The following is a 17591-nucleotide window of genomic DNA, read 5'->3' on the forward strand; positions in this document are numbered from 1 at the left end:
GCGATGCCGGACACGACCGCACCACGAGGAACGACCGCCGATGTACGAGGGACCGATCCAGGACCTGATCGACGAGCTGGCCAAACAGCCCGGTCTCGGTCCCAAGGGTGCGCAGCGCATCGCGTTCCACCTGCTCGGCGTCGAGAACGTCGAGATCGACCGGTTGATCGCGGCCCTCGGACGGGTGCGCGACGACGTCACCTTCTGCGCCGAGTGCGGCAACGTGTCGGCGAACCGTCTGTGTCGGATCTGCGCGGATGCGCGTCGCGACGCCACGATCATCTGCGTCGTCGAGGAACCCAAGGATGTGCACGCCATCGAGCGCACCAAGGAGTTCAACGGGCGATATCACGTGCTCGGCGGGGCGCTCGATCCGCTGTCCGGGATCGGACCCGACCAGCTCCGAATCCGCGAACTCCTCCGCAGACTCGCCAATCAGGCCGACGGTGTCGACGTCGTCGAGGTCATCGTCGCAACGGACCCGAACACCGAGGGCGAGGCCACGGCCACCTACCTGTTCCGGATGCTCAAGGACTTCCCCGGACTGTCGGTCACCAGACTCGCGTCGGGGCTCCCGATGGGCGGGGACCTCGAGTTCGCCGACGAACTCACCTTGGGCCGGGCTCTCTCCGGACGGCGCATCCTGGCTTGAGCCGCGGAGTCCGACGGGTGTCGACCCACGCGGCGCATCACCGCATCGGTACCGACGACACGACCACGAGCAGCACGACCACGAGCAGCACGACCACGAGTGACACGAGCACGATCGACACGACATCGACGAGAAGTACGTCACGAAGAACGTACGGCAGGGGGAACGGGCATGTGGGGGAGTCGGGTCGTCCGGACATCGGCGACGAATCGCGGCACAGACGTGGCAGCTGACCTGTCACGATCGAGTCGAGCGCGACATCCTCGGCGTCGGATGGTCGGGACCGGCGTCGGCGTCGTGGCACTGGTCGCCGGTCTGGTGTCGGTGACCGGACCGGCCGCGAGCGCCGCGCCGACCGGTCCAGGACTGGCCTGGGGCGCATGCCCGTCCGGTCACGGGGTGTCGCCGTCGACGCATTGCGCCACCGTGCGGGTGCCACTCGATCACGCGCGACCGACCGGCCCGACCATCGCGCTCACCGTGGCAAAGATCCCGGCCCGGGACCAGTCGCGGAAGCGTGGTGTGCTCGTGGGCAACCCGGGCGGTCCCGGCGGAGACGGCATCTCGATGTTCTCGTCGGTGCAGCCGCCTGAGGCCGTTCGCGACGAGTGGGATCTCGTGACCGTCCAACCTCGCGGACTGCCGGGTGGCACGCCGGTTCGCTGTGATCCCTTGTCGCCGAACGACCAGCGGATCTACACCGACTTCGGCGGGTTGGCGCGCGAGTCGTGTGAGAAGAACACCCCCGGCTACACGCGCACCATCACCACCGAGAACACCGCTCGCGACATCGAGTCCGTCCGCGGTCTCCTGGGCGCGGATCGCATCAGCCTGTACGGCATCTCGTACGGAACGCTGTTGATGTCGACGTATGCGACGCTGTTCCCGCAACACGTCGACCGTCTCGTGCTCGACTCCGGCGTCGACCCGGGATGGATCTGGAACGACGTGCTCGCCGAGCAGACCCCGCACTACCGCGCGCGGGTGTCGGTGATGATGGAGTGGATCGCGCAGCGCGACAATGTCTATCACCTGGGTAAGACGCCACTTCAGGTCTATCGTGCCTGGAGTGCGAAGGTGGCCGCGGAGGCGGGTGTGCCGCCGTCGGTGGCCGCGCCGCCCGCACGTGTCGGCGACGTCCCGCCTGCCCTGCGTGCCATCGCACAGCCCTACCTCGACGGTGTGAACGCCACTGCCGATGTCCGCGCGCGGGTGGAGAACCTCGTCGCGACCCTGACCACCCCGGGCAAGGTGCAGACGACGTCCCCGTTGCTGGCCCTGACCCGCGCCGGGGCGCCGGACCGCAACCTGTGGCCCACCATCGCCGGACGGATCAACGGATCGCTGAAGCCGCCACCACAGCTGCCCCGGAAGGTGCTCGAGTCCATCGTGGTCTCGCAGAACATGCAGCAGCTCATCCTGTGCAACGAGAACGCGGTTCCCGCTCGGCCGCAGGACATCCCGGCATCGTGGTACGCCAACTACATCGTCGGCGACGTCTTCGACTCGCCGGGACTGATCTATCGGTCGGGTATGGCGTGCGCGGGTGCGCCGCCGGTCACCCGTCCGATCACCCTCGCCAACAAGGGATTGCGGGTGACCCCGCTGCAGCTGCAGAGCATCGGTGACCCGCAGACCCCGTACGGCGGGTCGCTGTCGATGCGGCGGATGATGCGCAGTCATCTGATCACCGTCGGCGGTGGCGACCACGGTCAGCTGGGCAGGTCCAATCGTCCGCTCGACGCTGCGATCACCGAGTACCTGCGCACCGGAGGCACGTCGGTGACCTCGGTGCCGCAGGCGCCGGTGACCGCGAATCCCAACGGTGTGGCGGGTAACTCGTTCATCGGCACGCAGGGGTGACTTCTGCGGCCGAACTCCTCACGCCCGATGTCCGGGCGAGACTCGACGGGTTGGCTGCTGAACTCCACTCGGGCATCGTCGCCATCGACGGGCCGTCGGGTGCCGGGAAGTCGACGGTCGCGGACGCACTCGTCGGCCGACTGCGCCGGCGCGGCGTCGGCGTGGTGCTCATCCGCACCGACGACTACGCCACCTGGGACGACCCGGTCGCGTGGTGGCCAGAACTCGAGACCGACATCCTCCATTCGTTCGTGCGTCGCCGCGACATCCGGCATCGACCGCGGGTGTGGCGGGACGGTGTTCCCGAGGTGGGCAGACCGGTCTGGATTCGCTGGGAACCGCTGCTGATCATCGAAGGGGTGTCGTCGGCGCGTCGGCGGATCGCCGACCGGCTGGACCACGCGTTGTGGCTGGATGGTGACACTGCGCCAGATCGTCTGGAGCGGACGGTCGCCCGTGACGGTGAGGACTCACGGGCCGATCTGCAGCGATGGCAGCGGTTCGAGCAGGGGTGGTTCGCCGTCGACGAGACGCGGGCCCGGTGCCGGGTCCTGGACGAATCCTCGAGCTGAGTCGGCGGCGCGGTGGGGCGGTGAGTCGGCGGGGCGGTGAGTCAGGGTGACCCCGCAGTCGGAGAGATCCCGGCGTCCGCGGATCCGATCGGCCTAGCCTGGATGTGATGGCCCGACGAACCCGACCTCCGCGCAGCATCGCCGAGCTCGATGCTCGGCTGGTGGACTGCCGTGCCTGCCCGCGACTGGTGGCGTGGCGCGAGCAGGTCGCGCGCGAGAAGCGTGCCGCGTTCCGTGACCAGGACTACTGGGGTCGCCCCGTGCCAGGCATCGGGCCGCACGATGCTCGACTCCTGGTCGTCGGGCTGGCTCCGGCCGCGCACGGAGCCAATCGCACCGGGCGGATGTTCACCGGCGATCGCAGTGGGGACGTGCTGTTCGCCGCGATGTACGAGGCCGGGCTCACCAATCAGCCGACCTCGGTGTCGGCCGACGACGGTCTCGAGCTGTACGGCACCCGGATCACCGCGCCGGTCCACTGCGCGCCGCCGCAGAATAAGCCGACCCCCGACGAGCGGGATCGATGCTCACACTGGTTGTACAGCGAGATCGAACTGCTCACCCCTACCGTGAGATCGGTGATCGCGCTCGGCGGTTTCGGGTGGCAGGTCGCGTTGCGGACCTTCGCCGGACTCGGCTGGGACGTCGGGCGGCCGTTGCCGAAGTTCGGGCACGGGGCACAGGCAGCGATTCGGCGTGGCGACGACGAGCTCACGCTGTTCGGTTGCTATCACGTCAGTCAGCAGAACACCTTCACCGGGCGGTTGACGCCGGCGATGGTGGTCGACGTGTTCGGGGCCGCAGCTGATCACGCCGGAATCGACCGGGTCAGGGCCGGGCGCTGACGGCGGCTGGGCCCCCGGGCGGCCCGGCAGACAGTTCGGCTCAGCGGCGTCCGGCCGACAACCGTTCCGCGCGAAGGCGATCCACCTCGGGAAGGTCGAGCGGGTCGAGGTCGGTGCCGACAGCGGCCGCGAGCAGATGGTCGGCGAGCTGCGGATTGCGGGCGAGTGCCGGACCGTGCATGTAGGTACCCAGCACTGACCCCTGCACGACGCCCTCGCCGCCGTCGCCGATCCCGTTGCCGACACCGTGACGTACGCGACCCAACGGTCGGGCATCGGAACCGAGAGTTGTTCCGCCGCGATGGTTCTCGAATCCGGTCAGTTGTTCGGTGAGGCCCTCGACTGTCGGATCCGTGATGAGTTCGCCGATGCTGCGCTGCTCCTGAGGGGCCGTCGTCAGATCGAACAAGGAGATGCCCTCGACGCGTTCGCCCGCCGACGTCTCGTACCAATGGCCCAGCACCTGGATGGCCGCGCAGATCGCCAGCACCGGTCGTCCGGCCGCCGCGGCACGCTGGAGCCCGGGGTAGCGGGTCAGGTGGCGGGTGGCGAGTCGCTGCGCGTAATCCTCTGCGCCACCGAGGGTGTAGACGTCGAGCGACTCAGGGACCTCGTCGTCGAGGGTGATGGAGACGATCTCGGCGTCGATGCCGCGCATCCGCGCGCGCTGTCGGAGGATGAGGGCATTGCCGCCGTCGCCATAGGTGCCCATGACGTCGGGGAGCACCAGACCGATGCGCAATGTGGACTCGCTCATGCTGCGACCTCCCGCTTCACTCATCCGCCGACCTTCCGGGCACGCTCGGCGCGCTCCAGCGCGGTGCCGAGGTCGCGGAAGGCGGTGTAGTTCGCCAGCACCTCCACCCGCCCCGGCGGGCAGGATGCGATGGCCTGCAACGGGTCCGGCACGGTGGTGTGGGTCGCGCCGGCATAGAGCAGGCGGACGCTGAGGTCTGCTGCCCGCTCGCCCGCCGCGACCACCTGCATGGTCTCGAAGGCCTCGAATCGGACGTCCCACAACCAGGAGAGGTCCTCGCCGTCGGGTACCTGTCCGTTGACCGCGATCACCAGGCCGTCGGCATCCTGGTCGATCATCGACAACGCCTCCTGCCATCCGGCCGGGTTCTTGGCCAGCAGCGTGCGGACCGAGTGGTTGCCGATCTGATGGACGCCGTACCGGCCGGCCACCTCGCCGACCGTCCCGACGGCTGCGACCGCCTTCGCCGGATCGGCGCCCATCGCGACCGCACCGGCGACAGCCTGGGCAGCGTTGCCGCGGTTTGCCCGCCCAGGCACCGACAGTGTCATCGGAGCCTGGAAGCCGTTGGGGCCGTAGATGTTCTCGTCGTCGACCCACCAATCGGGGGTCGGGCGCCGGAAGTTCTCGTCGCCGGTGCTGCGCCAGTCGACGCCGTCCCGGACGATCGGTTCTCCGGTGCGCGGGCAGCTGACGGAGTCGCCGACCCAGGCCGCGCCGGCCGCCACCCACACGACCCGAGGGGCGTCGTACGCGGCCGAGGTGATCAACACGTCGTCGCAATTGGCGATGACGGTGGTCTCCCGGTGACGGGCGATGCCTTCGCGCAACCGGCGCTCGATGATGTTGATCTCGCCCACGCGGTCGAGCTGATCACGCGAAAGGTTCAGCAGCACCAACACTTCCGGATCGACCGCATCGCTGACATGGGGTACGTGGAGTTCGTCGACCTCCAGTGCGCACACCGGCGCCGACCGCTGGAGGCTCAGCGTCGCGATGATGCCCGCATCCATGTTGGCGCCGTCGGCCTGGGTGGCGACCTCGCCGAATTCTGCCAGTGCCGCCGCGGTCATGCGGGTGGTGGTCGACTTGCCGTTGGTGCCGGTGATCACCGCGGTACGCCGGCCTGCCGCCAGGCGGGACATGATCGACGGATCGATCTTCGCCGCGACGAGTCCGCCGATCATCGAGCCCTTGCCGCGTCCGGCGGTCCGAGACGCCCACCGTGCGGCGGACGATGCGGCCAGGGCCAGCGTGGTTCGGGCCGGGAGGCGGCCGGAACCGGCCGTCGGAGTTCGGGCGGGGTCGGGCATGACGACGAGTCTGTCACACGCGCGGAAGCGTCGTCGGAGCGCTGACCACGGCATCGATCGGCATCGGCGACGGACAGTGTGCGGACCAGGTGCAGTACGCTCGCGAACGTGAGTCGGGCCACATCGGTGTCGTTACCCCTGTCGATCCGCGCCCAGCGCGCCTTCGGTCGAGTGGCCGGTCGCCTGCCTGACTCAGTGCTGGCAGCGGTCGGCACCCGCACGCGGGTCAATCGCGATGGCGATCGCTTGGCGCCGGAGATGGCCCTCGTCGGTCGGATCTCCCAGTACGTGCCGTACTACGACGTCAGCCGCGGCACCCTGGAGAACAGCCGTCGACGGATCGACCTCTCCGCAGCATCGTTCGGACCGAGGTTCGAGCCCTTCGCCGTAGAAGAGGACCTGGTGATCCCCGGTCCGGCCGGTCCCATCCCGGCGACCCGCTATCGCGCGAAGGTCGCATCGCGTGGTCTGGTGCTCTTCTTCCACGGTGGTGGATGGACGGTCGGGAGCCGGGCGAGCCACGACAGTCTCGTGCGGACGCTGGCGATCCGCACCGGTGCCGACGTGCTGTCGGTCGACTACCGGTTGGCGCCGGCGGCGCCGTTCCCGGCCGCCGCCGACGATGCGCTCGCAGCTTGGGACTTCGCGGTGCGCACCGCACCGCAGTGGGGGCTCGACCCCCATCGCATCGTCGTGGCAGGCGACAGTGCCGGCGGCAACCTCGCGACCGTCATCAGCCAACAGGTGCGCGACCGTGAGGTGACCCCTCGTCTGCAGGTGCTGATCTATCCCGTCGTCGACCTGTCCACCAAGCGGCCGTCGTACCACGAGTTCGCGAGCGGCTACTACCTCGACGCCCGGTCGATGGACTTCTACACCGACAGCTACGTCCCCGACCATTCGTTGCGCACCGACCCCCGGGCGTCGCCGATGCTGGCGGATTCGCTGGCGGGTCTCGCGCCGACATACATCGTCGTCGCCGGATTCGACCCGCTCCGCGACGAGGGCATCGAGTACGCACGCCGTCTCGAGGAGGCGGGCAACGATGTCGTCCTCGATCGGGCGGGCACGCTGATCCACGGCTTCGCGAACCTCACGCTCATCAGTCCGGGTGCGCGCGTGGCGGTGGATCGCATCGGTGAGGCCATCGCCGACAGCCTGGCCTGACACGAGTGGAGTCAGCGAGCCGACGCGACCATCGGCTCGTCGCGGACATCTCGCCGCTCGCCGCCGTCGGCGTCGTGCTCAGCTCCGCTGTTCGACGGCGTGGCACTCGTCGACGGTCGCGCGAGAACTCCAGCGGCGCAACCGGTGATGACGATCGCGGCGCCGGCCAGCTCCACCATCGACGGTGCTTCGCGGAGGATGAGCCACGACGCCGTGATGCCGACGATGGGCACGAGCAGGGACAGCGGAGCCACTCGACTCGCCTCGTAGCGGGCCAGCAGGTGCGTCCACAGGCCAGAACCGGCGATGGTGCCCAGCAGGACGACGTACACCAGCCCACCGATCGCCAGCAGACCGTCGGCAGATCCCAGTGTGGTCAGCGATTCGACGCCGGCGGTGGGGCCTTCGAGCGCAAGACTCATCGCGAGGAACGGCAGCGGCGGGACCACCGACATCCACAGCGTCATCCGCAGCGCGTTGTCGGGGCGGGCTAGTCGACTGCCGATGTTGCCGAATGCCCATCCGAGCCCCGCGGCCACGGTGAGCAGGACCGGGACGATGGCCCCGACGCCGAGTGCGCTGTGCGTCATCCGATCGGCTCCGATCACCACCATGCCCGCGACGGCGACCCCGATACCGCCGATCTGCAACGGTGACATGCGTTCCCGGAGGAAGAGCACGCCGAGGAGCACGGTGAACGGCGCAGAGGACTGCAGCACCAGCGAGGCCAGTCCGGTCGGCATCCCAGTGTCCATCGCCAGGAACAGGAACGCGAACTGGGCGAATCCGAACCCGACCGCGTAGAGGAGGAACCACCGCTTGCGGACCTGGGGGAAGGGCACGAACAGGATGACCGGGACAGCCATGACCGCGAACCGCAGGGCGGCGAAGAAGAACGGCGGGAAGTGGTCGAGGCCGAAGCGGATGGCGATGAAGTTGAGTCCCCACAACACCACGACCGTCAGCCCCAGCATTCTGTCGCGGGTGCTCATCTGTCCATCGTGGGTTGAGTCTGAGTGAAGGACAATCGAAATTAATCACCGTGACGATGTAGAAGATCTGAACTGAGGAGACGGCGTGGTCCCGCTCACGCTGTTCATTCGCGCTCATCCGATCGGACGCGCCGGAGCGGATTCGGTGAGCGTCTCGGGCGTACCGTCGAGCCGTGGACTGGGAGGGGCAGGCATTCCTCGGCGTCGGGGCACTGGTCTATGTCGGGACGGTCGGGCACACCACAACGCACCTGCACGCCGCGCACCAGATCCTGTCCGTCTCCGATGGCGGACGCGTGACCGTCGACCTCGATGACGAGACCATCGGCCCGACGTCGTCGATGGTCATCCCCGGAGGCGTCGCACACGCCCTCCGTCCAGTGGACCCGCGTGTGACGGCGGTGTCGGTCTATGTCGACGTCGACACCGTGCGGGGGCATCTCATCGGCGACGCCATCGCGGACACGTCACCGTGGGAGTGGTCCGACCTGCCGTCGTCGGTCGTCGGGGAGTGGCATCGCGGATCGGTCCGCGATGCCGACGACGCTGGTCGGCGCATCGTCGACTTCCTCGGTGCGCCGGAGGTTCATCCGGATGCGATGGGTGTGCATCCGTTCGTGACAGCCGCAGTCGATGCGGTGTCGCGGCGGCTCCCTGACCGTGTGACGCTCGCCGAAGTCGCTGCGCAGGTGAATGTCTCGGTGCCGCATCTGAGTCGTCTGTGGCGCGACGACCTGCGTATCTCGTTCCCGGCATGGGTGCGGTGGGCGCGTCTGCGTTCCGCCGCGACACTGATCGGGGGCGGTGCCACGATCACCGACGCCGCCCACGGAGCGGGATTCGCCGACGGCGCCCATGCGAGTCGGGTCTGCCGGGAGATGTTCGGACTCTCGCCACTGGAGTTGTCCACCGGGGTCGTCGTCATCTGATCGATCCGTTCAAGCCGCGAGCGCATTTCGTCGGCGAAGGTCGATTCATGACCACATCCATCGTCCGATACGGCTACGCACCGTTCATGCTTCTCGGGATCAACGGCACGGCAATCACACTTGCCGCGGTGAGCGCCCCCAAGATCCTCCTCCTCGGAGTGCTCGGCGTCGCGGTTGTCGCATCGTTTGCCGCCGAGAGACTCGCGCCCTACGAACGATCGTGGAACGAGTCGCAGCACGACTCGGTGCGTGATGCTGTCCATGTCTTCGTGAACGAGACCCTGATCTTGGTCAGTGTCGCGATCATCCCTATCCTTGCCGCCCTCCGTGGCGGTCACGTCTGGTGGCCGACGTCCTGGCCGCTCTGGGCGCAGGTTCTCATCTCGATCGTGGTGGCGGACTTCGGGATAACGATCGTCCACATGCTCAGCCACCGGTACGGGTGGATGTGGCGACTGCATGCGGTGCACCACAGTGTGACGCGGTGCTACGGACTGAACGGCCTCATGAAGCATCCGGTCCACCAGACGCTCGAGATGGTGGGCGGCGTGGCGCCGCTGATCGTCCTGGGCATCCCCACGCCCGTCGCATCGGCGCTCGCGGTGTGTGTGGCCGTACAGCTGCTGATGCAGCACTCGAACGCCGACTACCGGGTCGGGCGCCTACGGTATGTGTTGGCACTCAACGAAGGACACCGATTCCATCATCTGCGAGATGCCGGTGCGGGTGACGTCAACTTCGGTCTCTTCACGCTGCTCTGGGACCATCTGGCCGGCACCTTCTCCTACGATCCGACCCGCCGGTTCACGACCGCAGATCTCGGGATGGCGGCCAAACCCGACTATCCGACGCGCTACGTCGAGCAGCTCACCACACCGTTCCGGGCAGCCGGCGCATGCGGCCCCATGGGGCCGCTCCCGAGGAAGCCGTGGCGGGCGAGGTTCTCCGCGACGACACCGCCGGCACGTGCGGATGGCGCCTGACCGGATCGCACTCCCGCTCACGCAAGTCGTTCCCGCTCATCGGAGTCGGATGAGCGGGAACGAGATCGATGAGCCGGAGCTCGTCGACGCAGACCTCAGCGCCAGCCGAGTGCCGGGGCCACGTGGGTCAGGATCGACTCGATCACATGCGCGTTGTACTCGACCCCGAGCTGATTCGGGACGGTCAGCAGCAGGGTGTCGGCGGCGGCGATCGCCTCGTCCTCGGCCAACTGCTCGATCAGCTTGTCCGGTTCGTCGGCGTAGCTCCGACCGAAGCGGGCGACGGTGTTGTCGATGACGCCGACCTGGTCGCCCTCGCGTCCGCCCCGACCGAAGTATGCGCGGTCGCGGTCGTCGGTGAGTGCGAAGATGCTGCGACTCACCGACACCCGTGGCTCACGGGGATGGCCGGCGTCGGTCCACGCCTTGCGGAAGCGCTCGATCTGCTCGGCCTGCAGCTGGTGGAACGGCACGCCGGTGTCCTCGGTGAGCAGCGTCGAACTCATCAGGTTCATCCCCTGCTCGGCGGTCCACTCGGCAGTCGCCCGACTGCCGGCGCCCCACCAGATGCGATCCCGCAGTCCTGGGGATTGCGGCTCGATGCCCAGCGGACCCGGCGGATTCGGGAACATCGGCGACGGATTCGGCTGTGCGAAGCGGGCGCCGGTGATGGCGGTCAGGAAGACGTCGGTGTGCTGACGCGCCATGTCGGCATCGGTCGAGTCGTCGGCCGGCACGTATCCGAAGTAGCGGTAGCCGTCGATGACCTGCTCGGGTGATCCCCGACTGATGCCCAGCTGCAGTCGGCCCTCGGAGATCAGGTCCGCGGCGCCGGCATCCTCCGCCATGTACAGCGGGTTCTCGTACCGCATGTCGATCACGCCGGTGCCGATCTCGATACGACTCGTCTTGGCGCCGACCGCCGCCAGCAGCGGGAAGGGCGAAGCGAGTTGTCGGGCGAAATGGTGCACGCGGAAGTAGGCGCCGTCGGCGCCCAACTCCTCGGCGGCCACCGCCAGGTCGATGGACTGCAACAAGGTGTCGGCGGCTGACTGTGTCTGCGACCCCGGGGACTCAGACCAGTGCCCGAAGGACAGGAACCCGATCTTCTTCATGATCGGTAAATGATACCGCGGTCCGTTTAATTCCCGCGGGCGATCGGCCCGGCCCCTCCGCGTTCTTCCGCCCCGAACTCACTCGTCCGCCGGCTGCAGGTGGCGGAAGACGAAGTTCGGGGCGGAAGAACGAAGCGGGGCCCGTCTGCTCAGCCGCGCGAGGCCGCGAGCACCTCATCGACGGCGCCGCGAGCGCGGGTGCTGTCGTAGGCGCGCGCGATCTGCATCTTCTCCGCCTCGAGCGAGCCCTCGGCGTGCGTCGCCAACACCGACTGGTAGCCACCCCACGGGCCGGTGGCCAGATCGCCGATGAGGTGGATCAGCCGCAGACGCTCCTCGGCGGGGGCGGCAGCCGCGAAGTACTTCTCCAGCACGGCGCGCGTCGCGGGATCGTCCCAGTCCTCGCCGCCCGGACCCGTCGCGACGAGGCCGCCGGCCAGGTCGAGCACGGTGGCGGTCGCGGCGTGGAAACCGTGCGCGAAGTGGAACTTCGCCATATTCACCGCGAGCGGATCGGGGAGCGCCACGTCGTTGCCGCCGCTGCGCGCACGCAAGGCGGCCAGTTCGGCACAACCCCGGACTGTCTCGGCGTAGGTGACGAGTTCGGTGATCTTGGTCTTCACGTGACCCGCGCGTGCGATGCCGTTCGCCTCGGCCACCTTGATCGCCGAACCGACCAGGAGATCGAGGATGGGCAGCTTGTAGTTGACCGCGGTGAAGCGGTGGTAGTCGACGAAGGCCAGGGCCAGCGGACCGGCGAGCTCGGGCTCACGGTTGAGGAAGACCCGCTCCTTGGGTACGCGGACGTTGTCGAAGACCGTGAGGCTCTCGAGGAGCTTGTGCCGCGAGGAGATCGGGTGCTCGAACCCGTTGCGGGTGCCGTGGAGATATGGCGAGACGTACAGGCTCAGCCCCTCGGTTGCGACCGGGATCGCGAAGCTCACCGCCCAGTCTGCGTCGGCGGCCGACATCGCCCGGGTCGGCAGCACGATGATCTCGTCGGCGTTCGCACTGAACGACGTATGGACCTTGGCGCCGGACACCGTGATCGAGTCAGCGTCCTCGTCGACGATCCGAAGGTAGTGATCGGGATTCGGCTGCTGGTGCGGAGCCAGTGAGCGGTCACCCTTGACGTCGGTCTGCGCCACCGCGAGCGCGACATCGTTTGCGCAGCACTGCTCGTAGAACGCCTCGGCCTTCTCGAGAGCCGCACCCGACAGTGCCCGACGCAGCGCGAACAGCGCGTCGGAGCCGACCTCCTTGAGCACGATGGTGCCGGCGCCCATCCGCGAGAGGGTCTCGATCAGCCGACCGCGGTCGGTGATGTCGGAGGAAGTTCGGGGCAATCGGTAGAACGCCGTGTACGGACCGTCGCCGTCATCGGCGACCGCGAGGTCGGGGTGGACCTCCGAGATCGAATACGCGAGAGACGAATGTGCGATCGCCTCGTCGAACTCGCCGAAGGCGGTGACGTCGTCGACTTGTTTGCCGCGGTACCAGACGGTACGGCCGTCTCGGAGGCCCTCTCGGTATTCGGCAGCCGTGCGCAGGGCCATGAGGCCTGTCCTTCCGTCTCGAGGAATACGACCGAGCGATCGATCGGTCATGGACGATCGTCGAGGAGTCGGCGCGAATAGTCAAGCGGCGGGCAGTCGCAACGGGTGTTCTATAAGCAGTCTGAATGCGGCATTAGCGAACTTCCGCGCCCCGGCCGGCCCTGCGCGGCCTGGCGGAGGAGAAGAAAGCGACCGTCCATACATGTTCAGCAATGCTGAACAGCCCGTGGTCTGCGATCGGCTAGGACTCGTGGCCCATCAGGCGTAGCGCGAAGCCGACGTACTCCTGGGCGACCGCATCAGGGCCGAGCCGTCCGTGCGGCTGCCACCAACTCGGGATCGCCGTGCACATGGTGACGACGACGCGCGAGGCGTCGTCGGGCTCGTCGACCCGGAACTCGCCGGCATCCACAGCATCACGGACGCACTGATCGACGATCCGCTGCTGGTGGTTGCGACGCGTGGCCACTGCGGCCCGGTTGGTGGGTTCGAGCGCTCGGACCTCGCTGGTCCCGATGAAGCCGAGTTCGCGCCTGTGAATGTGATAGAGCGCCAGGTTCTCCACTGCGAGAGAGAATCTCGCGACCGGGTCACCGCCCTCGGCGATCGCGGCATCGGCTCGCCACTCCAGGTCGGCCATGGTCGCGTCCAGGATGCTCATCAGCAGTTCCTGCTTGCTCTCGTACCGGGTGTAGATCCCGGGCACCGAGATGCCGCACCGCGCGGAGATCCGCCTCATGCTCGTGCCGTGATAGCCGACCTCGAGGAACTCTGCGAGCGCGGCCGCGGGGATGGGCGGCAACTCGAGCGGCCCGTAGTCACGCCAGCCGGCGGATCGACGGACGTCGGCGGTCCGCTCCGATGGGTGCTCGGGCGCCCGGAAGACGAGGGGCCGGTCGGCGGCCGGCTGGGGTGCTCGTCGGTCCGCGTCTGGTGAGCCGAGGATTCGTGCAGCGGTGGTGCCCAGCGCGTCGGCGACCGATTCCAGTCGTTCCACGGTCAGACCCGACTTGCCGTTCTCGATCTGACTGAGCGTCGCCGCACTGACGCCGAGCTCCGCGGCCAGACCCCGGAGCGAGCGGCCGTGCTCGACGCGAGCTTGCCGCAGGCGCGCCCCGACCGGCGGTCGATGTGGGTCCGATGTCACCGCTCTTGTTTAGCATGATCAAACGGCACCTGACCGCAGGCGGGCGCCGAACGATGCTTCCGATCTGCATCGATTGACATTCTGGATGAGCTCGGTCACGATTGCGCGGACCGAGTGATCGTTCGCTCTGGTCGCTTCGATGGAGTGCCGACCCGACACCGGTCGGCGCCCCGAGACATCGGTTCGGGTGATCAACTGCCGCATCGCGGCGGTGACAGGCCGGAGCCGCACGAAAGGACGCACGCGATGACCGCGCAATCCCGGCCGCTCGAGGGCCGCACCCTGATCATGTCCGGCGGTAGTCGGGGTATCGGAGAGGCGATCGCCGTCGCGGCCGCACGCGCGGGAGCCAACGTCGCGTTGATCGCGAAGACCGCCGATCCGCATCCCAAGCTGCCGGGGACCATCTACTCCGCTGCCGAGGCCATCGAAGCCGCCGGAGGTGTAGCCCTCCCAATCGTCGGCGACGTCCGTGACGACGAGTCCGTCGTGTCTGCCGTCGCGCAGACGGTCGAGAAATTCGGCGGGATCGACATCGTCGTCAACAACGCGAGTGCGCTCGACCTCACTCGCTCCGCCGACATCGGGCTCAAGAAGTACGACCTCATGCAGGACATCAACGCCCGCGGGGCATTCGCTCTGTCGCAGGCCGCGATCCCTCATCTGCGGAAATCGGAGAACGCACACATCCTGACGCTGTCTCCGCCGATCACCTTGGACCCCAAGTGGTTCGCGGAGATCGGTACCGCGTACACGATCTCCAAGTTCTCGATGTCGTTGGTCACCATCGGCCTGGCGGCCGAGCTGCGGGAAGACGGGATCGCGGTCAATTCGCTGTGGCCCCGGACCACCATCGACACCGCCGCCGTGCGCAACATCCTCAGTGAGGAGTTGGTGGCGCGCAGTCGGACCGTCGCGATCGTCGCCGACGCCGCGTTGAGCATCCTCACCCGCCCGGCGTCGTCGGTGACGGGCGAGTGCCTCATCGATGACGAAGTCCTCACCGCGGACGGTGTCGACGACCTGAGTCGATACCAGGTCGACCCTGCCGCAACCGATCTCGAGCTCGACTTCTGGATGGAGTGGAACTGAGATGACGGTCGGTAGCCCCGACGGCCGGGGAGTCGCGGGTTCGGTCGCGGCCGGCTCTGACATCGCCGTGGCGCGATCGCAGACGGTCGGCGACATCCCTCGTCGGTCCGCGGCGCGGACGCCGGACAAGCTGGCCGTGATCCACCGGGACACCCGACTGACTTTCCGCGAGTTCGACATCGCGGTGGACCGGGTCGCGGCTGCACTGTACGACGAGGGCATCCGACGCGGCGACACGGTCGCGCTGCTCTCCCACAACTGCTGGCAGTACCCGGTGGTGATCTTCGCGGCGGCACGGATCGCCGCGGTCGCGGTGCCGATCAACTTCATGCTCACCGCGCCCGAGGTCGCCTACATCCTCGACGACTGTTCCGCCGCCTGTCTGGTCGTCGAGGACGCATTGATCGAGGTCGCCGAGTCCGCCATCGCCGCATCGGCCGGTGACGTCCGGGTGCGAGCGGTCATCGACCTCGACGGCGCGATCGACACCGGCTGGCCGAGTATCGCGGAGTGGACCGACGGCGATCGGGGGCCGGCGCCGCACGTCGAGGTGTCCGACGACGACGTCGTGCGGATCATGTACACCTCCGGCACGGAATCGCGGCCCAAGGGCGCGATGCACACCAGTCGCTCCCTGATGTGGCAGTACATGAGCTGCATCGTCACCGGTGGCATGAGTGGTGACGATGTGGAGGTGCACTCGCTGCCGCTGTACCACTGCGCACAGCTGGACAACTTCTTCACGACCGATCTGTACCTGGGCGCCACCAGCATCATCCTGGACCGTCCCGATCCGTCGAACTTGTTGCGCACCATCGCGAGCGAGGGGGCGACCAAGCTGTTCTGCCCGCCGACGGTGTGGATCGCCCTGCTGCGATCGCCCGACTTCGACCCCTCGGCCCTCTCGACCCTGCGCAAGGGGTATTACGGCGCATCGGCGCTGCCCACGGAGATCCTGCGCGAGATGACCGCACGTCTGCCCGGCCTCCGGCTGTGGAACTTCTACGGGCAGACCGAGATGGCGTCGTTGGCAACGGCACTCGGGCCGGACGACCAGGAGACCCGCAGCGGCTCGGCGGGACGGCCGGCGCTCAACGTGCAGACGCAGATAGTCGACGAGGCCGATCGTCCGGTGGGGAACGGGACCGTCGGCGAGATCGTCCACCGTAGCCCGCAGGCCACCGTCGGGTACTTGAACCAGCCCGAGAAGACGGCGGAATCGTTCCGCAGCGGATGGTTTCACAGCGGCGACCTCGGATACTTCGACGAGGAGGGCTACCTCTGGGTCGTCGATCGTCAGAAGGACATGATCAAGACCGGCGGTGAGAACGTGTCGAGCCGCGAGGTCGAGGAGGTGCTGTTCGAGATCCCCGGCGTGCGCGAGGCGGCCGTGTTCGGCGTGCCACACCCGCGCTGGATCGAGGCGATCGCGGTCGTCGTCGTCACCGATCCCGATGCCGCCGACACGGTCACGGTGGACGAGGAGACGGTCCTGCGATTCTGTCGGGAGAGGTTGGCCGGCTACAAGGTGCCCAAGTATGTGATCGTCGCCGACGCGCTGCCGAAGAACCCCAGCGGCAAGATTCTCAAGCGGACCCTGCGCGACACCTACGGCACCATCGCCGATCGCGAACGGTGAGCCGACGGCGGCGAGCGTGATCAGTGGATCGCTTCGTCGCGGTGTGACGTGGAGTACACTCGATGGGCATGTGCGGCAGTGAGATTCCAGGCGGCGACGACGGGGTGATGCGCTGATGGCCGTCGCTCGATCGTGGCGTTCGGAGCTGTCCCGCGACCAGTTGCTCGGCATCGTCGGCGTGCTCGAGGACTGTGAGAACGCCGACGGGGGAGCGGGTTTCACCGAGGTCCTGGTCGACTCCATCGGACGCAACCTCGGGGTCCGCGACGTCACGTTCTTCCAAGGCGGGTCGTTCCCGGAGATCTTCGACGATCCTGCTCCGCTGCTGACCGGCGCCGCGGCTCCCCTGCTCTCGGTCTATCGCGAGCGGTGGCGGGACAAGGACGTGTTCGCGATGCCACAGGCCCGGCGGGTGCTGACCACCGACGGATTCGCGTCGCTTCAGGACCTCTCCCGACTGCCGGGCCCGCAGCGATCGTATGTCGTCGACTACCTCAACCCGAACGACATGCAGACCGCATCTGCACTGCACCTGCCGTTCGCCGACGGTGAGGCGCTCGTGGGCATGTTCGAGACGGTCCGATCGTGGGACCGCTCCGACCTCCTCGCGGTCCGCATGCTCGCCCGCCAGCTCCGGTCCCGGACGGCGACGATCACCCTCGGCGCCACCGCGGCGAGAGACCCACTCGACGACCTCACGCCGCGGCAGACCGAGGTGGCCGAACTGGTGAGCGACGGATTGAGCAACGGCGAGATCGCCACCGCTCTGTCGCTGTCGGAGTTGTCGATCAAGAAGTACATCAGCCGGATCTTCGACGTCACCGGACATCGCAATCGATCCGAGCTGGCGACGGCGGTGCTGCGCCGCGAGCACGGGCGGCGACATCAAGGGAGACACCAGGGCTGACAACGCCCCGCGCCCGACGACTCGGCGGACCGATGCCGCACACTCGCGTGCGGTGCGGGTCA

17 protein-coding genes are annotated in these 17591 nt (G+C 67.9%); 10 read left to right on the forward strand and 7 right to left on the reverse strand.

Going from position 1 to position 17591, the window contains the following annotated elements; all coding sequences use genetic code 11:
• Positions 1-40 precede the first annotated feature (40 nt).
• Positions 41-652 (forward strand): recombination mediator RecR, encoded by a 612-nt coding sequence (gene recR / locus GS4_RS04875; RefSeq protein WP_007618101.1) that lies wholly within the window; start codon positions 41-43, stop codon positions 650-652.
• 37 nt (positions 653-689) lie between these two features.
• Here the strand turns inward: recR and GS4_RS25540 are convergent, their stop codons facing one another.
• Positions 690-851, reverse strand: coding sequence for a hypothetical protein (locus tag GS4_RS25540; RefSeq protein ID WP_157226505.1), 162 nt, complete (start codon positions 849-851; stop codon positions 690-692).
• A gap of 74 nt (positions 852-925) precedes the next feature.
• Here GS4_RS25540 and GS4_RS04885 point away from each other — a divergent pair, with 74 nt between their 5' ends.
• From GS4_RS04885 to GS4_RS04895, 3 genes are all read left to right on the forward strand, one after another.
• Complete coding sequence (locus GS4_RS04885) at positions 926-2515, forward strand: alpha/beta fold hydrolase (RefSeq protein ID WP_007618102.1); 1590 nt, start codon at positions 926-928, stop codon at positions 2513-2515.
• A complete protein-coding gene (locus GS4_RS04890; RefSeq protein ID WP_007618103.1) occupies positions 2512-3087 on the forward strand; it encodes a uridine kinase family protein in 576 nt (191 codons plus the stop codon). The genes GS4_RS04885 and GS4_RS04890 overlap by 4 nt, the downstream gene beginning before the upstream one ends.
• Before the next feature lie 107 nt (positions 3088-3194).
• Positions 3195-3932, forward strand: a complete 738-nt coding sequence (locus GS4_RS04895; protein WP_007618105.1) for a uracil-DNA glycosylase — start codon at positions 3195-3197, stop codon at positions 3930-3932.
• 40 nt (positions 3933-3972) lie between these two features.
• On the opposite strand, the gene GS4_RS04900 is transcribed toward GS4_RS04895, so the two are convergent.
• Both GS4_RS04900 and GS4_RS04905 read right to left on the reverse strand, forming a co-directional pair.
• A complete protein-coding gene (locus GS4_RS04900) occupies positions 3973-4689 on the reverse strand; it encodes a type 1 glutamine amidotransferase (RefSeq protein WP_007618107.1) in 717 nt (238 codons plus the stop codon).
• Between the two features lie 20 nt (positions 4690-4709).
• Positions 4710-6002 carry a Mur ligase family protein gene (locus GS4_RS04905; RefSeq protein ID WP_007618108.1) on the reverse strand — a complete coding sequence of 431 codons (1293 nt, stop codon included), beginning with the start codon at positions 6000-6002 and terminating at the stop codon, positions 4710-4712.
• 108 nt (positions 6003-6110) lie between these two features.
• Between GS4_RS04905 and GS4_RS04910 the strand changes: the two genes are divergently transcribed.
• Positions 6111-7169, forward strand: coding sequence for an alpha/beta hydrolase (locus tag GS4_RS04910; RefSeq protein WP_040509608.1), 1059 nt, complete (start codon positions 6111-6113; stop codon positions 7167-7169).
• Between the two features lie 11 nt (positions 7170-7180).
• On the opposite strand, the gene GS4_RS04915 is transcribed toward GS4_RS04910, so the two are convergent.
• The gene (locus GS4_RS04915; RefSeq protein WP_007618111.1) at positions 7181-8161 is read right to left on the reverse strand and encodes an EamA family transporter; all 981 of its coding nucleotides are present in this window, start codon (positions 8159-8161) and stop codon (positions 7181-7183) included.
• A 173-nt stretch (positions 8162-8334) separates the two neighbouring features.
• On the opposite strand from GS4_RS04915, the gene GS4_RS04920 reads away from it, so the two are divergent.
• Entirely contained in the window at positions 8335-9090 is a 756-nt protein-coding gene (locus tag GS4_RS04920; protein WP_007618114.1) for a helix-turn-helix transcriptional regulator, read from the forward strand.
• A 47-nt stretch (positions 9091-9137) separates the two neighbouring features.
• On the forward strand, positions 9138-10073 hold the full coding sequence (locus GS4_RS04925; protein WP_007618116.1) for a sterol desaturase family protein: 936 nt from the start codon (positions 9138-9140) through the stop codon (positions 10071-10073).
• A gap of 95 nt (positions 10074-10168) precedes the next feature.
• Here GS4_RS04925 and GS4_RS04930 read toward each other — a convergent pair whose 3' ends face one another.
• From GS4_RS04930 to GS4_RS04940, 3 genes are all read right to left on the reverse strand, one after another.
• On the reverse strand, positions 10169-11188 hold the full coding sequence (locus GS4_RS04930; protein WP_007618119.1) for an LLM class flavin-dependent oxidoreductase: 1020 nt from the start codon (positions 11186-11188) through the stop codon (positions 10169-10171).
• Positions 11189-11337: 149 nt separating this feature from the next.
• Complete coding sequence (locus GS4_RS04935) at positions 11338-12744, reverse strand: 4-hydroxyphenylacetate 3-hydroxylase N-terminal domain-containing protein (RefSeq protein WP_007618121.1); 1407 nt, start codon at positions 12742-12744, stop codon at positions 11338-11340.
• 241 nt (positions 12745-12985) lie between these two features.
• Entirely contained in the window at positions 12986-13891 is a 906-nt protein-coding gene (locus tag GS4_RS04940; protein ID WP_007618122.1) for a TetR-type transcription factor C-terminal domain-containing protein, read from the reverse strand.
• A gap of 246 nt (positions 13892-14137) precedes the next feature.
• Here GS4_RS04940 and GS4_RS04950 point away from each other — a divergent pair, with 246 nt between their 5' ends.
• The 3 genes from GS4_RS04950 to GS4_RS04960 all read left to right on the forward strand — a co-directional run bounded on the left by GS4_RS04950 (position 14138) and on the right by GS4_RS04960 (position 17529).
• Positions 14138-14983 carry an SDR family oxidoreductase gene (locus tag GS4_RS04950; protein ID WP_007618123.1) on the forward strand — a complete coding sequence of 282 codons (846 nt, stop codon included), beginning with the start codon at positions 14138-14140 and terminating at the stop codon, positions 14981-14983.
• A 1-nt stretch (position 14984) separates the two neighbouring features.
• The gene (locus GS4_RS04955) at positions 14985-16622 is read left to right on the forward strand and encodes a fatty acyl-CoA synthetase (RefSeq protein WP_007618124.1); all 1638 of its coding nucleotides are present in this window, start codon (positions 14985-14987) and stop codon (positions 16620-16622) included.
• A 115-nt stretch (positions 16623-16737) separates the two neighbouring features.
• A complete protein-coding gene (locus GS4_RS04960) occupies positions 16738-17529 on the forward strand; it encodes a helix-turn-helix transcriptional regulator (RefSeq protein WP_007618125.1) in 792 nt (263 codons plus the stop codon).
• Positions 17530-17591 lie beyond the last annotated feature (62 nt).

Origin of the sequence: Gordonia soli NBRC 108243 (genome assembly GCF_000334455.1) — a bacterium.
Lineage (GTDB): Bacteria > Actinomycetota > Actinomycetes > Mycobacteriales > Mycobacteriaceae > Gordonia > Gordonia soli.

What these genes read in the sequence shown, in the direction of transcription:
- recR (WP_007618101.1), top strand. Translation starts at nt 41, where the DNA reads ATGTACGAGGGACCGATCCAGGACCTGATCGACGAGCTGGCCAAACAG.
- GS4_RS25540 (WP_157226505.1), bottom strand. Translation starts at nt 851, where the DNA reads ATGTCCGGACGACCCGACTCCCCCACATGCCCGTTCCCCCTGCCGTAC.
- GS4_RS04885 (WP_007618102.1), top strand. Translation starts at nt 926, where the DNA reads ATGGTCGGGACCGGCGTCGGCGTCGTGGCACTGGTCGCCGGTCTGGTG.
- GS4_RS04895 (WP_007618105.1), top strand. Translation starts at nt 3,195, where the DNA reads ATGGCCCGACGAACCCGACCTCCGCGCAGCATCGCCGAGCTCGATGCT.
- GS4_RS04900 (WP_007618107.1), bottom strand. Translation starts at nt 4,689, where the DNA reads ATGAGCGAGTCCACATTGCGCATCGGTCTGGTGCTCCCCGACGTCATG.
- GS4_RS04905 (WP_007618108.1), bottom strand. Translation starts at nt 6,002, where the DNA reads ATGCCCGACCCCGCCCGAACTCCGACGGCCGGTTCCGGCCGCCTCCCG.
- GS4_RS04915 (WP_007618111.1), bottom strand. Translation starts at nt 8,161, where the DNA reads ATGAGCACCCGCGACAGAATGCTGGGGCTGACGGTCGTGGTGTTGTGG.
- GS4_RS04925 (WP_007618116.1), top strand. Translation starts at nt 9,138, where the DNA reads ATGACCACATCCATCGTCCGATACGGCTACGCACCGTTCATGCTTCTC.
- GS4_RS04930 (WP_007618119.1), bottom strand. Translation starts at nt 11,188, where the DNA reads ATGAAGAAGATCGGGTTCCTGTCCTTCGGGCACTGGTCTGAGTCCCCG.
- GS4_RS04935 (WP_007618121.1), bottom strand. Translation starts at nt 12,744, where the DNA reads ATGGCCCTGCGCACGGCTGCCGAATACCGAGAGGGCCTCCGAGACGGC.
- GS4_RS04950 (WP_007618123.1), top strand. Translation starts at nt 14,138, where the DNA reads ATGACCGCGCAATCCCGGCCGCTCGAGGGCCGCACCCTGATCATGTCC.
- GS4_RS04955 (WP_007618124.1), top strand. Translation starts at nt 14,985, where the DNA reads ATGACGGTCGGTAGCCCCGACGGCCGGGGAGTCGCGGGTTCGGTCGCG.
- GS4_RS04960 (WP_007618125.1), top strand. Translation starts at nt 16,738, where the DNA reads ATGGCCGTCGCTCGATCGTGGCGTTCGGAGCTGTCCCGCGACCAGTTG.